The 13,627-nt window shown below is 51.9% G+C and carries 11 protein-coding genes, 4 tRNA genes and 2 rRNA genes; 9 read left to right on the top strand and 8 right to left on the bottom strand.

Going from position 1 to position 13,627, the window contains the following annotated elements:
- Positions 1-102 precede the first annotated feature (102 nt).
- Positions 103-747, top strand: coding sequence for a peptide-methionine (S)-S-oxide reductase MsrA (msrA, locus tag NH461_RS14785; protein WP_261601073.1), 645 nt, complete (start codon positions 103-105; stop codon positions 745-747).
- Positions 748-750: 3 nt separating this feature from the next.
- Here msrA and NH461_RS14790 read toward each other — a convergent pair whose 3' ends face one another.
- Positions 751-960: a DUF1107 domain-containing protein gene (locus tag NH461_RS14790; protein WP_261601074.1), complete on the bottom strand. Its 210-nt coding sequence runs from the start codon at positions 958-960 to the stop codon at positions 751-753.
- A gap of 289 nt (positions 961-1,249) precedes the next feature.
- On the opposite strand from NH461_RS14790, the gene NH461_RS14795 reads away from it, so the two are divergent.
- The 8 genes from NH461_RS14795 to NH461_RS14830 all read left to right on the top strand — a co-directional run bounded on the left by NH461_RS14795 (position 1,250) and on the right by NH461_RS14830 (position 7,810).
- Complete coding sequence (locus tag NH461_RS14795) at positions 1,250-1,801, top strand: YtfJ family protein (RefSeq protein ID WP_261601075.1); 552 nt, start codon at positions 1,250-1,252, stop codon at positions 1,799-1,801.
- A gap of 100 nt (positions 1,802-1,901) precedes the next feature.
- Positions 1,902-2,195 (top strand): hypothetical protein, encoded by a 294-nt coding sequence (locus NH461_RS14800; RefSeq protein WP_261601076.1) that lies wholly within the window; start codon positions 1,902-1,904, stop codon positions 2,193-2,195.
- Between the two features lie 42 nt (positions 2,196-2,237).
- The gene (locus NH461_RS14805; RefSeq protein WP_261601077.1) at positions 2,238-2,978 is read left to right on the top strand and encodes a DUF2796 domain-containing protein; all 741 of its coding nucleotides are present in this window, start codon (positions 2,238-2,240) and stop codon (positions 2,976-2,978) included.
- 214 nt (positions 2,979-3,192) lie between these two features.
- Entirely contained in the window at positions 3,193-3,888 is a 696-nt protein-coding gene (locus NH461_RS14810) for an ATP-binding cassette domain-containing protein (RefSeq protein WP_261601078.1), read from the top strand.
- A complete protein-coding gene (locus NH461_RS14815; RefSeq protein ID WP_261601079.1) occupies positions 3,885-5,144 on the top strand; it encodes an ABC transporter permease in 1,260 nt (419 codons plus the stop codon). Before NH461_RS14810 ends, NH461_RS14815 begins: the two co-directional genes overlap by 4 nt.
- A gap of 10 nt (positions 5,145-5,154) precedes the next feature.
- Positions 5,155-5,637, top strand: coding sequence for a DUF3299 domain-containing protein (locus NH461_RS14820; protein WP_261601080.1), 483 nt, complete (start codon positions 5,155-5,157; stop codon positions 5,635-5,637).
- A 472-nt stretch (positions 5,638-6,109) separates the two neighbouring features.
- Positions 6,110-6,751 (top strand): NAD(P)-dependent oxidoreductase, encoded by a 642-nt coding sequence (locus NH461_RS14825; RefSeq protein ID WP_261601081.1) that lies wholly within the window; start codon positions 6,110-6,112, stop codon positions 6,749-6,751.
- A gap of 168 nt (positions 6,752-6,919) precedes the next feature.
- Positions 6,920-7,810: a TIGR03899 family protein gene (locus NH461_RS14830; RefSeq protein WP_261601082.1), complete on the top strand. Its 891-nt coding sequence runs from the start codon at positions 6,920-6,922 to the stop codon at positions 7,808-7,810.
- A 132-nt stretch (positions 7,811-7,942) separates the two neighbouring features.
- Here the strand turns inward: NH461_RS14830 and NH461_RS14835 are convergent, their stop codons facing one another.
- The 7 genes from NH461_RS14835 to NH461_RS14865 form a co-directional block, all read right to left on the bottom strand.
- The gene (locus tag NH461_RS14835; protein ID WP_261600266.1) at positions 7,943-9,280 is read right to left on the bottom strand and encodes an IS4 family transposase; all 1,338 of its coding nucleotides are present in this window, start codon (positions 9,278-9,280) and stop codon (positions 7,943-7,945) included.
- Between the two features lie 400 nt (positions 9,281-9,680).
- Positions 9,681-9,757 (bottom strand) — tRNA-Asp (locus NH461_RS14840).
- A 14-nt stretch (positions 9,758-9,771) separates the two neighbouring features.
- Positions 9,772-9,887 (bottom strand): 5S ribosomal RNA (gene rrf / locus NH461_RS14845).
- A gap of 148 nt (positions 9,888-10,035) precedes the next feature.
- A 23S ribosomal RNA gene (locus tag NH461_RS14850) occupies positions 10,036-12,924 on the bottom strand.
- Positions 12,925-13,278: 354 nt separating this feature from the next.
- A tRNA-Val gene (locus NH461_RS14855) sits at positions 13,279-13,354 on the bottom strand.
- A gap of 65 nt (positions 13,355-13,419) precedes the next feature.
- Positions 13,420-13,495 (bottom strand) — tRNA-Lys (locus NH461_RS14860).
- Position 13,496: 1 nt separating this feature from the next.
- Positions 13,497-13,572: transfer RNA gene (locus tag NH461_RS14865), tRNA-Glu, on the bottom strand.
- Between the last annotated feature and the right edge of the window lie 55 nt (positions 13,573-13,627).

A 13,627-nucleotide genomic window follows, 5' to 3' on the forward strand; every position in this document is an offset into this window, starting at 1 on the left:
GACACGCTAACTGCCAGTTTTTCGGCTGTTTGCAACGCAGTATTGATTGTCGTTCCGGATTCCTCTACTTTCTTTGTGAAGACTGGGTAAAAGGAAATAACAATGTCCGTAACGAAACAACAGATGATCGCGCCGGAAGCTGCTTTGATTGGCCGCGCGACTCCCATCATCCCTTCAGTTCCCCACGCCGTGAACGGCACGCCGCTCGATGACATGCTGCCAGCAGGGCTGGACAGTATTATTCTGGGCATGGGCTGTTTCTGGGGTGCAGAGCGACTGTTCTGGCAATTGCCCGGGGTGTACAGCACTTCCGTCGGTTATAGCGGTGGATTTACGCCAAACCCGACCTACGAGGAAGTGTGCACCGGCAAAACCGGCCATGCAGAAGTGGTCCGGGTCCTGTTCGATCCGCAGCAAATCTCACTGGAAACGTTACTGACCAAGTTTTGGGAAAACCACGATCCGACGCAGGGCATGCAGCAGGGAAATGATATCGGGACACAATACCGTTCTGTGATTTATATCACATCTGAGGCGCAATTGGCATGCATCAACGAAAGCAAAGCCCGCTATCAGCAGGCCCTGGCCGAGCAGCAAATTGAACGCGCGATCACCACAGAGATCGTACCGGCCGGAAACTACTATTTTGCCGAAGACTACCACCAGCAATACCTGGCGAAAAACCCGAACGGGTATTGCGGACTGGGCGGGACCGGGGTTTGCCTGCCACCGCAACTTTCATCATAACCGTCACACCACATCGGTTTCCAGCAGCTGGATTTCCCGATTGACTTCCGACAAAACAGCCAGGGCATTGAGGTCCTGGCTTTTCGGGGGTAACAGACGTCCGCGGTCAAATTCAAACGCTCCTACGCCCATGATAAAAAGACGCCCCCGATAATAACTTTTCACAAAACGAGCCACCTGGCCCGGACGATACTGCTTAAAAACCCTGAACATACAGTCCCCTTTTCATTGATATTACATCAGACCATGCCGTAACGGATTCGTTTCGCCGCCATCGTTTTTGAAGCTTACGGATAAATACATCAAGAGCCCCGGAATTAATTATTCACTGTAGAACAGAAAGCGCATCGTTGCATAATACCGGCTTTGATTGGGCGTCACGCCCTTTCTTTGAATCAGCACGATTGGGTGACCCAGATCGACTTTTTTCAACTGGTTTTACCAGTTGAACGTAACTGTTCTAAGATAATTGGGCGTCTAACAATAAACGGAATAAATACAAATGAATAAGAAGCCACTCATCGCTTTACTTGCCGCCCTGCTCCCAGGCATTGCAACCGCACACACACTGAACATCGGTCAGCCGCTACCTATAGCTACGGTCACCGACCAGGGAGAGATCATGTTGCAAGGCGATGACATTACCTATCAGCCCTGGAATACCAGCCAACTGTCCGGCAAAGTGCGGGTGATCCAGGCGATTGCCGGGCGCAGCTCTGCCAAAGAAATGAACGCCGAGATGATGCAGGCCATCACCGCTGCGGGTTTCCCGGCGGATCAGTATCAGACCACAACGATCATCAATCAGGATGACTCGATTTGGGGCACCGGAGGATTTGTGAAATCTTCTGCCGAAGACAGCAAACGAGAATTTTCCTGGTCTTCCATGGTTCTGGATGCCGAGGGACAGGTCCGTGCCACCTGGGAACTACAGGAAGAGAGTTCAGCGATCATCGTGCTCGACAATGCCAGCAATGTCTTGTTTGTCAAAGAAGGAAAACTGAGCCAGGATGAGATTGCAACGGCTATCAATCTGATCAAGCGTCAGCTGTAACCACTCACCGAACACACGTAGCAGCAACAAAACCATGACCGACGCTAAAAAGTAATGTTATATTATTACAGTTGTAAGCCCTCATGGATTTGTTGCTGACGTGTTTCGGTATGCTCCCGGGTTAGCCCGGTTTTACTTCATCTTATATGTTGGTCTGATCACCCTGATCGGGCCAATATCAGTGCTGCATGCACTGGATGCCGATCCCCTGCATCACCATGTGCAAACCTGTACGATTTGCCATCTGGCAACTGATGCCGCCGGTACATTGTCGCTGCCTTTGTGGCACGCAACGTCCGCTCCGCTTCATGGTGCTCCGCTGCCATGTTTGGCCGGCCATGATCGGCCCAATCTCCCTCTGGCACGTGCTCCGCCCATCTACGCCTGTAATTGATCTTTTCCACCATTTCAATGTTTCTGATTTACAGGAGTTACTATGCCTTCTTTTCGTCTTTCTCACTGCGCGCTCATGCTGGGCACGTTGACCTTCACCCAATATGCCCAAGCAGATCACCACACTTATCGTCAGCACGACGCTCATGTCCACGGGGTGGTCGAAATGAACCTCGCTCAGGATGGCCAGGAAGTCTTGCTGGAGATCACCGCTCCCGGTGCCGACGTCGTGGGTTTTGAACACGCCCCGGAGACGCCAGCACAGCAACAGGCGTTAAAGGATGCCATTCGCCAGCTGAAGCAGACCAATACCCTGCTTGCACTCACCCCTGCAGCGCATTGCCAGCTCACTGACGTTCGGGTTGAAGAAACACTCACAAACGCGCATGACGATCACGATCATGAGAGCCATAACGAGCATGAACATGCCCAGCACGATCATGAAGACCATGACCACGCCCAGCACGATCATGAAGACCATGGCGAACATGACCACGCCCAGCACGATCATGAAGACCACGACGAACATGACCATGCCCAGCACGATCATGAAGGCCATGATGATCATGACCACGACGCGCATGATCATCACGAGGCACACCAGCACGGCGAGTTTTCGGCGCAATATACCTTCCACTGTGATCACATCGAGCAACTCAGCACGATGCAAGTCCACTGGTTCCGTCACTTCCCGAATACCGAGAAAATGACGGTTCAGGCGATCACCGATACGCGCCAGAAAGCCGCGCAGCTGACGCCCGATCAGACAACTTTTACCTTCTGATGGCTCATACCAATCAAAGTAAGTGATCAGAAATAGCGCAGGAAAAATGGTTGAGAACAAGGCAGATTTTTTAGATAAGTAGTTATTCTACAATCAAAAATTCTAACGCAGTTATCGAGCATTTGAACAAGCTAGGATGACCAGTTATTTACTGCGATTAGTATTAATAGAGATCAAACATGGTGGGAAGGACACTTCCCACCAGGGGTATGATATGAACGTAATCGAAGTCTCAAACTTAAGCTTTCGCTGGCCGGGACAGGACCTCCCGCTGCTCGACATTCCGTCACTGACCATTCGCCAGGGCGAAAAAGTATTCCTCAAAGGACCCAGCGGCAGTGGCAAATCCAGTCTGCTGAGCCTGCTGGCAGGGATCACCGAGCCGGACGCCGGAGAGATCACCCTGCTGGAGCACCCCTTCAGTGCACTCAAGCCAACCCGGCGCGATCAATTTCGAGCCAACCATATCGGGTATATTTTTCAGATGTTTAATCTGCTGCCTTACCTGTCTGTGCTCGACAACGTCCTGCTCCCCTGCCGATTTTCCCCACAGCGGACACAGAAACTCAATGGCGCGATGGCCCAGGAGGCCCGGCGGCTGCTCACCCAACTTCATTTGCCAGAATCGACCTTAACCCAACCTATTCACGCACTCAGTATCGGCCAGCAACAGCGGGTTGCCGCCGCCCGGGCACTGATCGGCCGGCCTGAACTGCTCATCGCCGACGAGCCGACTTCGGCGCTGGATCACGATAACCGGGAAGCCTTTATTCAGTTACTGATGGAAGAGTGTGATAAATCCGGCACGACTTTGTTGTTTGTCAGCCATGACGCGACCCTAGAGCCGCTGTTTGATCGGCAACTGGCACTGAACACCCTCAACCGGGCTGCCCAGAGGAGCGCATCATGACTGCAATTGCCCGACTGGCTTGGCAGAGCCTGGCCAACCGCAAAGCCACCGCGATGCTGACCCTGTTGACCGTCGCCATTTCCGTCACCCTGCTATTGGGCGTTGAGCGGGTGCGCACCCAGGCCAAAGCCAGCTTTGCCAATACGATCTCCAATACCGATCTCATTGTGGGTGCGCGTGCCGGACAGGTTAACTTATTGCTGTACTCGGTGTTTCGGATCGGCAATGCCACCAATAATATCGACTGGCAAAGCTATCAGGAAATTAGTCAGCACCGCAGTGTGAAATGGGCTATTCCGATCTCTCTGGGGGACTCTCACCGCAGTTTTCGCGTGATCGGCACCAGTACCGCCTATTTCGACCACTATCAATACGGACGCAAACAGCCATTGCAATTCGCCGCCGGAGGCGCATTTTCCGGCTTGTTTGAAACCGTCGTCGGTGCCGAAGTGGCCCGCCAGCTGAACTATCAACTGGGAGATGAGATCATCATCGCCCATGGCATCAGCGATCAGGCTTTCAGTCGCCACGACAACCTCCCCTTCAAAGTCGTCGGGATCCTTGCCCCAACTGGCACACCGGTTGATCGCAGTGTCCATGTCTCTTTAGCAGCCATCGAAGCGATCCACGTCGGCTGGGAATCCGGGGCCCGACTGGGTGCCACTCCGGACGCCGCCACCTTAGCCCATTACGATTTCGAGCCCAAGCAAATCACGGCATTCATGCTGGGACTGAATTCCAAGATCCAGACCTTCGCGATGCAGCGATACATCAACACCTATGCTAGCGAACCGCTAAGTGCCATCATGCCGGGGATTGCCTTGCATGAGCTGTGGGGGATGATGTCTGTTGCCGAGCAGGCGCTATTGATCGTCTCCGGCTTCGTCGTTGTCGCCGGCCTGCTGGGGATGCTCAGTAGCCTGCTGACCAGCTTAAATGAACGACGCCGGGAAATGGCAATCCTGCGCGCGATGGGCGCCCGGCCCGGTCATATTTTCTTTCTGCTGATCAGCGAAGCCACCATGCTGACCGCAGCCGGGATCGTGCTTGGACTCGGGGTGCTCTATGGTTTGATGGGGCTTGCCCAGCCGCTGATTCAACAGTACTTTGGTCTCTTTATTGAGATCAGTGCCCCGACAAGTTATGAGTTCACACTACTCGGAATCGTCCAGATGGCGGGCATACTCGTAGGTTTAGTCCCGGCATTACGCGCCTACCAGCATTCGCTGGCCGACGGCATGACAATTAAAGTTTAAGGAAGCAACAATGAAAAAATGGCTACTGCTCTTCTGCTGCTGGCTACCAGTGATTGCCCATGGCAGTGACGTGTTAACCCTGGACTGGCTCGATCTGGTACCGGAAAAAGAGCGCAATCAATTCAATCAAAATGCGATGCCGGTGATGGATCATCAGGGAGATGCAGCGAAGCAGTCAATGATCGGGGCCGTTCGCCCGGAGCTCAACGGCAGTACCGTGAAAATCCCCGGCTTCGTGATTCCCTTGGAAGGAGATGATAAGGCCATTACCGAGTTTTTACTGGTGCCTTATTTCGGGGCTTGTATTCATGTACCGCCGCCGCCACCGAATCAAATCATCTATGTCAAGTTTGCCAAAGGCGCACCGATCCAGCAACTTTGGGATGTGGTTTATGTGGTCGGTAAATTACAAACGCAGCATATCAGCCATGAAGTGGCAGAAGTGGGATACCTGTTAGAAGGAACAGCATTGGAAGCATATGATGATATGTAACCGCCACCAGGAAAGTTAACTCAATGTAAAATAGACTGGCTTATCTGATCAAAAAATGACAATTACACGTTCATCGCCAGATAAGCCAGTATTGAGGCATACCCCAGTATCAACAGCACGTCAGTCAGTCGTTTCCCAGACTTCTTCATCTGTACCTCCATCATTTTCAGTCCCATCTTCTACTTTCGTCTAACACGCAATAAATTTAACCATTGATTAACACAAAAGTCACGCATCTTCCCGAAATAGCGCCTTTGTTGATACAAGTAACATCATTCCTCCGATACATTTCACACCCCGACCGAGAAACTATTCATCCAAGCATTATCTCGTTCGCCATCCCCGCACGAACGAATCCCAGGCTCACCTCGACTCAAACCATTCAGCTCAGTTCAAAAAACAAACAGTTGACAGCTACATATCTTTATATCAAGATAAATTTGTCTTGATATAAAGACAAATGGAGCAAGTGATGAAAATACTCGTACTCGGCGCAACAGGGAATATTGGTCGCTATATTGTGGCAGAAGCGCTATCACGCGGTCATAACGTAAGCGCTCTCGTCCGTGAAGCCAGCAAAGCAGATAGCTTGCCGAGCGAAGTAAATACTGTGATTGGACATCTTGAAACCCTCCACTCAAATCACGACGTCCTTCGCCAGCAAGATGTCGTGATCGCAGCCATTCGACCACCACAAGGGCAAGAGCAACAGTTGATTGAGATGACCAGTACCCTGCTCAACGTGACGGCTCAGCACCAGGTGCGCTTGGTGATCTCGGGTGGGGCGGGCGGCCTCTTCTCCCCGAGGGCAGACCAACGACGTCTGGTTGATGATCCTGACTATGTCGGAGATGGCTGGAAAGACATTGCGATAGCCTGTGCAGAGCAACTGATTCACTGCCAACAGAGCACGTTCTCGCACTGGACGTATCTGGCGCCAGCGGCTTATATTGGCGGAGCAGAAAAGACGGGGCAGTTCCGACGGGGCACAGAGACCCTGGTAGTCGACGAGAAGGGACAATCAAGGATTTCGTTACCCGATTTGGCAATAGCGTTGGTTGACGAAGCCGAGACCGCACAATTTCAAGGCAACCAATTCACCATTGCCTATTAACCCTGCCTTTCAAACAAGGCCATGGGGCGGGAGCCAGGACTCGGAACTGGCTCCTTCGTTCCTGCCCCCACGTTTAACCAGATCCTCGTCCCGATAAACGGCTGTATATTGCCAAAAGCATCGCTTTGCTGATAAAAATAGCATCTCCCCTTCATTGATGAGCCCGCGATGAGTCAGACAGAAGAACAAGATGGCATCCCGACAGTCAGCAATCCCCCCGCCCTCCCTGTGGCTGAGAGTGATACGAAATCGACTCATCTTCACAACAGCCGAAGCCGTGCCAAAGCCCTTGCCGGTGAATACGCGATTGACTTCCTGATCACCCGTGAGGCAGAGCATGATCTCTTAGAAAGAGCCCGATTAAGAGAGCACAATGAAGTAAAGCGGCAACAAGAAAATCTGGAACAAATCAGCAAGCTTGCCTATGACAGCTGCGGTGAGGAAAAAGCCGGGATCCCTGATCCCGACTGGATGCATTATTTCCTGTCGATCGCGAAAAATATTCGCAGCACCGCCATGCAAAAGCTCTGGAGCCGTGTTCTCAAGCAAGAGATCACGACGCCTGGCACCACATCGATTCATACTTTGGATACACTGAGAAAAATGACCCAGCGTGAAGCCCAGATGTTTCACCGCGCCTGCATGCTGGCCTGTCACTTTGGTGGAGATGAACACAAAAAGTTGCTCACCGGCGTGACGCCACGTCAAACAGCCTTAAGACTGTTTCGTCCACGCCCTGCAGATAAACTGCCACTCGGCGGATTCCAGTTACCCTACTCCAGTTTATTAATCCTCATGGATTTAGGACTGATCCTGAGAGGAGAGCTCGAATCGGGAGAGATCGCCACAGACTCACCGCTGGCATTTGGCTACCAAGGCTATCAATATCGGCTCAGAACACCGAAAAAAGGCATCACCTTTACTTATTACCGCTTCTCCCCGACGGGACAGGAAATCGCCAGCCTGCTGGGCAATAAGCATCATGAACCGTTCAAGGAAAGTCTACTGGAGATCCTAGCCAAGCATTTCGTTGTTGAAGAAGTCCAGCAACCGACATAAACGCAGCAGATCGCAATTTCGCAGGGGATAAACGCGGAAGAAAGCTATCGTGACCCTAGCCGAAGTTTTGTGAGAGTCCATTCAAGATCCTACAAACGATAAAAAGCCCCGCTATTTCTAGCGCAATGCAGTTCACTTAAGGGGAGCTGCATGGCGATTAACCGGGTAGCGGGTCTTTGATATCTTAACTGCCCTGGGCCTAGATGGCCTGGGGCGATTTTCCTTGAAGAGCACTGACAGGTCCCCCCGTAGTGCCTTTAGCCTCTTGGGCGTGTTTCCCGGTGACAGTGCCTTACTCATTACCCTGAGCTGACTTGCAATAAACTGGCAGGCGTACTTGAAGCTTATTTCTGTGGGGGCTCTGTCATGCGCCACAGCCGCCTGGCTTGCCTCTCTCCTGACCAGGTTGTAGCCGAGAAGCAACCCCCATAACTCTTGATAAACCAGCTCGACCGTTTTGCTCCGCAAGGTAAGAGAATTGTGCTGCATGGAGCTCTTTATATCGCGGTAGCCCAGTTCAATCTCCCAGCGTTCGTGGTATAGGGTGGCAACCTGCTCGGCGCTGTACATCTCTCTTGGCAGGGAGGTGAAAACCGTTTTCTCTTTCCCGTCTACCTCATAGGTGACTGCCCGTACCTGCCATTTCTCAGGAAGGGTCGGATTCTTCTTTCTCGCTTGGGGCGAGACCTTCATCTCGATAAGGTTGTCATTGGTTTCCTCCTCGTCGAGAAGTGTGTATACCACGCCTTTTTTAGCAGGAATAAGCCAATGTCGGTTTGCCCCGCTGGCAGAGATGCCCAGCAACAGGCTTGCTCCGTAAAATCCCTTATCCAGCAAAGTCACCGAGTTATCCGGCAGCGAGTTGATAAAGGGTTGGGCCAGCGGTATTTCACCTCGGCGATAAGGGCTGATATCGGCATCAATGATGATATGGGAACGCACGTTCATCATGGTGACAAGACGGAGTACAGGGTAAGGTGTCTGGCGCTTTCCGGATGTGTTTCCCGAACCGAAGTGTTCGCGAAGCCCGGGGGTATCCGGGGTCCTGAACAGAGCCCCATCAACAGCAAAAACCTGAAGTTTATTCCAGCTGTCTTCCGGGTACCTTTCTTTACCCCATACCTGAGCACACTGTTTGAACAGCCATTTAGGCGCTTCCTTTCCCAGTCGCTGACGGGCTTGTGTCAGAGCACTCTTGGCCAGGAGTTCCTCGTTTGCCAACCCTTCGGCACAGACATTCATACGGCGGGCCACTTCAGCTATAGGCTCATTGCGGAAAAAGGCCATACCGACAATAAGCCAGAGCACCATATCACTGGGGAGCCGTCTTCGTCTGATGGTTGCCTGAGTCGATAAAGATGTAGCTCTGGCAACCCACTCGTCGGGAACGTGTTCAGAGAAAGTGGTCAGCTGGGAGATATCGACAGGAGACTCTTCAAGAAAATCTGTGAGTGCGGAAGCTAAGGGCATAAAAAAACCGGAAACCAGTAAATGATTTCCGATTTTGACGCATCAGAAGGATCAGTCAACCGATCCTTAACTGATCAGCATTGCGCTATTTCTAGCGGGGCTTTCGAAGAAGTGGCTGAGCAGATGGGGCTCAACGGCACGGCCAGTGCCGAGACCAAGAGACCGAAGGGCGAACATTATCTTTAAACGTAAAAAAGTCCAAGCATTTCTGCTTGGGCTTAGTATCAGTAGCAGAACTGCCGGGATCGCGCACGACCGGGACTCGAACCCGCGCCCCCGGCATGACAGGCCGCTCTGCTCTCAAGATAGATAGGCAAGGTAAAAAAACTAACCAACTGAACAACCGCTCTATACTGCGCATACAAAAAATCCCCAGCATTGCTGCTAGGGACTTAATGATTGGCGGAGTGGACGGGACTCGAACCCGCGACCCCCGGCGTGACAGGCCGGTATTCTAACCAACTGAACTACCACTCCGCACTAAATTGGAAGCCTGGCGATGTCCTACTCTCACATGGGGAGGCCCCACACTACCATCGGCGCTGCTGCGTTTCACTGCTGAGTTCGGCATGGGATCAGGTGGGTCCGCAACGCTATGGTCGCCAAGCAAATTCGACGTGAAGGGATTCACGAATATCGCGATGCCATGGATGGCAAGGAGCGATGTGACCCTACACTAAATCTGGAAAAGTTAACTAGTATCTCAAACACTCATTCAAGTGCTCATGGAGTCCGTAAAACCCCTTGGGTGTTGTATGGTTAAGCCGCACGGGCAATTAGTACAGGTTAGCTCAACGCCTCACAGCGCTTACACACCCTGCCTATCAACGTCGTCGTCTACGACAACCCTTCAGAAGGCTTAAAGCCTTAGGGATGACTCATCTTGAGGCTCGCTTCCCGCTTAGATGCTTTCAGCGGTTATCGATTCCGAACTTAGCTACCGGGCAATGCGTCTGGCGACACAACCCGAACACCAGCGGTTCGTCCACTCCGGTCCTCTCGTACTAGGAGCAGCCCCTCTCAATCATCCAACGCCCACGGCAGATAGGGACCGAACTGTCTCACGACGTTCTAAACCCAGCTCGCGTACCACTTTAAATGGCGAACAGCCATACCCTTGGGACCGACTTCAGCCCCAGGATGTGATGAGCCGACATCGAGGTGCCAAACACCGCCGTCGATATGAACTCTTGGGCGGTATCAGCCTGTTATCCCCGGAGTACCTTTTATCCGTTGAGCGATGGCCCTTCCATTCAGAACCACCGGATCACTATGACCTGCTTTCGCACCTGCTCGAACCGTCATTCTCGCAGTCAAGCGGGCTTATGCCATTGCACTAACCTCACGATGTCCGACCGTGATTAGCCCACCTTCGTGCTCCTCCGTTACGCTTTGGGAGGAGACCGCCCCAGTCAAACTACCCACCAGGCACTGTCCGCACCCCCGATAAGGGGGCGACGTTAGAACATCAACACTACAAGGGTGGTATTTCAAGGACGGCTCCACAGATACTGGCGTACCTGCTTCGAAGCCTCCCACCTATCCTACACATGTAGGGTCAATGTTCAGTGCCAAGCTGTAGTAAAGGTTCACGGGGTCTTTCCGTCTAGCCGCGGGTACGCAGCATCTTCACTGCGATTTCAATTTCACTGAGTCTCGGGTGGAGACAGCGTGGCCATCATTACGCCATTCGTGCAGGTCGGAACTTACCCGACAAGGAATTTCGCTACCTTAGGACCGTTATAGTTACGGCCGCCGTTTACCGGGGCTTCGATCAAGAGCTTCTCCGAAGATAACCCCATCAATTAACCTTCCGGCACCGGGCAGGCGTCACACCGTATACGTCATCTTTCGATTTTGCACAGTGCTGTGTTTTTAATAAACAGTTGCAGCCACCTGGTATCTGCGACTCTCAATAGCTCCATCCGCGAGGGACTTCACCGTCAAGAGCGTACCTTCTCCCGAAGTTACGGTACCATTTTGCCTAGTTCCTTCACCCGAGTTCTCTCAAGCGCCTTGGTATTCTCTACCCGACCACCTGTGTCGGTTTGGGGTACGATTCCTTACTATCTGAAGCTTAGAGGCTTTTCCCGGAAGCATGGCATCAATGACTTCAGTGCCGTAGCACCTCGACATCGGGTCTCAGCCTTGAGATGGTCCGGATTTGCCTAAACCATCAGCCTACACCCTTGAACCTGGACAACCGTCGCCAGGCCCACCTAGCCTTCTCCGTCCCCCCATCGCAATAGTAAGAAGTACGGGAATATTAACCCGTTTCCCATCGACTACGCCTTTCGGCCTCGCCTTAGGGGTCGACTCACCCTGCCCCGATTAACGTTGGACAGGAACCCTTGGTCTTCCGGCGAGGAGGTTTTTCACCCCCTTTATCGTTACTCATGTCAGCATTCGCACTTCTGATACCTCCAGCAGCCCTTACAGACCACCTTCAACGGCTTACAGAACGCTCCCCTACCCAATACAATAAATTGCATTGCCGCAGCTTCGGTGTATCGCTTAGCCCCGTTAAATCTTCCGCGCAGGCCGACTCGACCAGTGAGCTATTACGCTTTCTTTAAATGATGGCTGCTTCTAAGCCAACATCCTGGCTGTCTGAGCCTTCCCACATCGTTTCCCACTTAGCGATAACTTTGGGACCTTAGCTGGCGGTCTGGGTTGTTTCCCTCTCCACGACGGACGTTAGCACCCGCCGTGTGTCTCCCGGATAGTACTTACTGGTATTCGGAGTTTGCAAAGGGTTGGTAAGTCGGGATGACCCCCTAGCCTTAACAGTGCTCTACCCCCAGTAGTATTCGTCCGAGGCGCTACCTAAATAGCTTTCGGGGAGAACCAGCTATCTCCAGGTTTGATTGGCCTTTCACCCCTAGCCACAAGTCATCCGCTAATTTTTCAACATTAGTCGGTTCGGTCCTCCAGTGCGTGTTACCGCACCTTCAACCTGCCCATGGCTAGATCACCTGGTTTCGGGTCTAATCCCAGCAACTGCACGCCCAGTTAAGACTCGGTTTCCCTACGGCTCCCCTAGATGGTTAACCTTGCTACTGAAATTAAGTCGCTGACCCATTATACAAAAGGTACGCAGTCACACCACGAAGGTGCTCCTACTGCTTGTACGTACACGGTTTCAGGTTCTATTTCACTCCCCTCACAGGGGTTCTTTTCGCCTTTCCCTCACGGTACTGGTTCACTATCGGTCAGTCAGGAGTATTTAGCCTTGGAGGATGGTCCCCCCATCTTCAGACAAGATAACACGTGTCCCGTCCTACTCGTTTTCACTGATAAGATGTTACCGGTTACGGGGCTATCACCCTGTATCGCTGAGCTTTCCAGCTCATTCACCTGACATCAAACCAACTTAAGGGCTAATCCGGTTTCGCTCGCCGCTACTGCCGGAATCTCGGTTGATTTCTCTTCCTCGGGGTACTTAGATGTTTCAGTTCCCCCGGTTCGCCTCAATACGCTATGGATTCACGTATTGATAACTGCTTCTGCAGCTGGGTTTCCCCATTCGGAAATCGCAGACTCAAGTGGCTCTTACTGCCTCATCTGCGCTTATCGCAAGTTAGTACGTCCTTCATCGCCTCTGACTGCCCAGGCATCCACCGTGTACGCTTAGTCACTTAACCATACAACCCCAAAGGGTCTGTATCGTAAACAACCAAGGTTTCCATCAATTGCTTGATGGATTAATTTGTTTTGCCGGACTCTTTGTCTGTCTTCACTTTGAAAAGTGAAAGCAAACTTACACAAGACACTTGAATGTGTATTGCTTGAGAACTCGTTTCACCTTTCGGTGAAACAATAAATCAATCTTTTCGATTGAATTTACTAGTCAGCTTTCCAGATTGTTAAAGAGCATGTGTTTTCTCATCTCCGCAGAGACAGAACCACTTTCTAATGATTTTCGGCGGCAAAAAATCGGACTCAATAAAGTTAACCTTCATTGAATCTGCGATTCCGTGCAGAAAATGATTAGAAAGTGGTGGGCGATACCGGGCTCGAACCAGTGACCCCCTCCTTGTAAGGGAGGTGCTCTCCCAACTGAGCTAATCGCCCTCCGTATTTCAGCTTATTTTCACTTTTGTAAAAGTGAAATCAAACTGCCATCTTCGAGGAGAAGATGGTGGGTCGTGCAGGATTCGAACCTGCGACCAATTGATTAAAAGTCAACTGCTCTACCAACTGAGCTAACGACCCGTGGCGTCCCATAGGGGAGTCGAACCCCTGTTACCGCCGTGAAAGGGCGGTGTCCTAGGCCTCTAGACGAATGGGACTTTGGTTTCTAAGTTTGGGCACTTAGAAAAACATGTTCTTTCTATTTCGACCAAG

The organism is Photobacterium sp. TY1-4 (assembly GCF_025398175.1).
Classification (GTDB): Bacteria; Pseudomonadota; Gammaproteobacteria; order Enterobacterales; family Vibrionaceae; genus Photobacterium.

Bases quoted from the DNA above. Each gene is read 5' to 3' on its own strand.
- NH461_RS14790 (WP_261601074.1), bottom strand. From the start codon at position 960: ATGTTCAGGGTTTTTAAGCAGTATCGTCCGGGCCAGGTGGCTCGTTTT.
- NH461_RS14830 (WP_261601082.1), top strand. From the start codon at position 6,920: ATGAGTCAGACAGAAGAACAAGATGGCATCCCGACAGTCAGCAATCCC.
- NH461_RS14815 (WP_261601079.1), top strand. From the start codon at position 3,885: ATGACTGCAATTGCCCGACTGGCTTGGCAGAGCCTGGCCAACCGCAAA.
- NH461_RS14795 (WP_261601075.1), top strand. From the start codon at position 1,250: ATGAATAAGAAGCCACTCATCGCTTTACTTGCCGCCCTGCTCCCAGGC.
- NH461_RS14825 (WP_261601081.1), top strand. From the start codon at position 6,110: ATGAAAATACTCGTACTCGGCGCAACAGGGAATATTGGTCGCTATATT.
- NH461_RS14820 (WP_261601080.1), top strand. From the start codon at position 5,155: ATGAAAAAATGGCTACTGCTCTTCTGCTGCTGGCTACCAGTGATTGCC.
- NH461_RS14805 (WP_261601077.1), top strand. From the start codon at position 2,238: ATGCCTTCTTTTCGTCTTTCTCACTGCGCGCTCATGCTGGGCACGTTG.
- NH461_RS14810 (WP_261601078.1), top strand. From the start codon at position 3,193: ATGAACGTAATCGAAGTCTCAAACTTAAGCTTTCGCTGGCCGGGACAG.
- msrA (WP_261601073.1), top strand. From the start codon at position 103: ATGTCCGTAACGAAACAACAGATGATCGCGCCGGAAGCTGCTTTGATT.
- NH461_RS14835 (WP_261600266.1), bottom strand. From the start codon at position 9,280: ATGCCCTTAGCTTCCGCACTCACAGATTTTCTTGAAGAGTCTCCTGTC.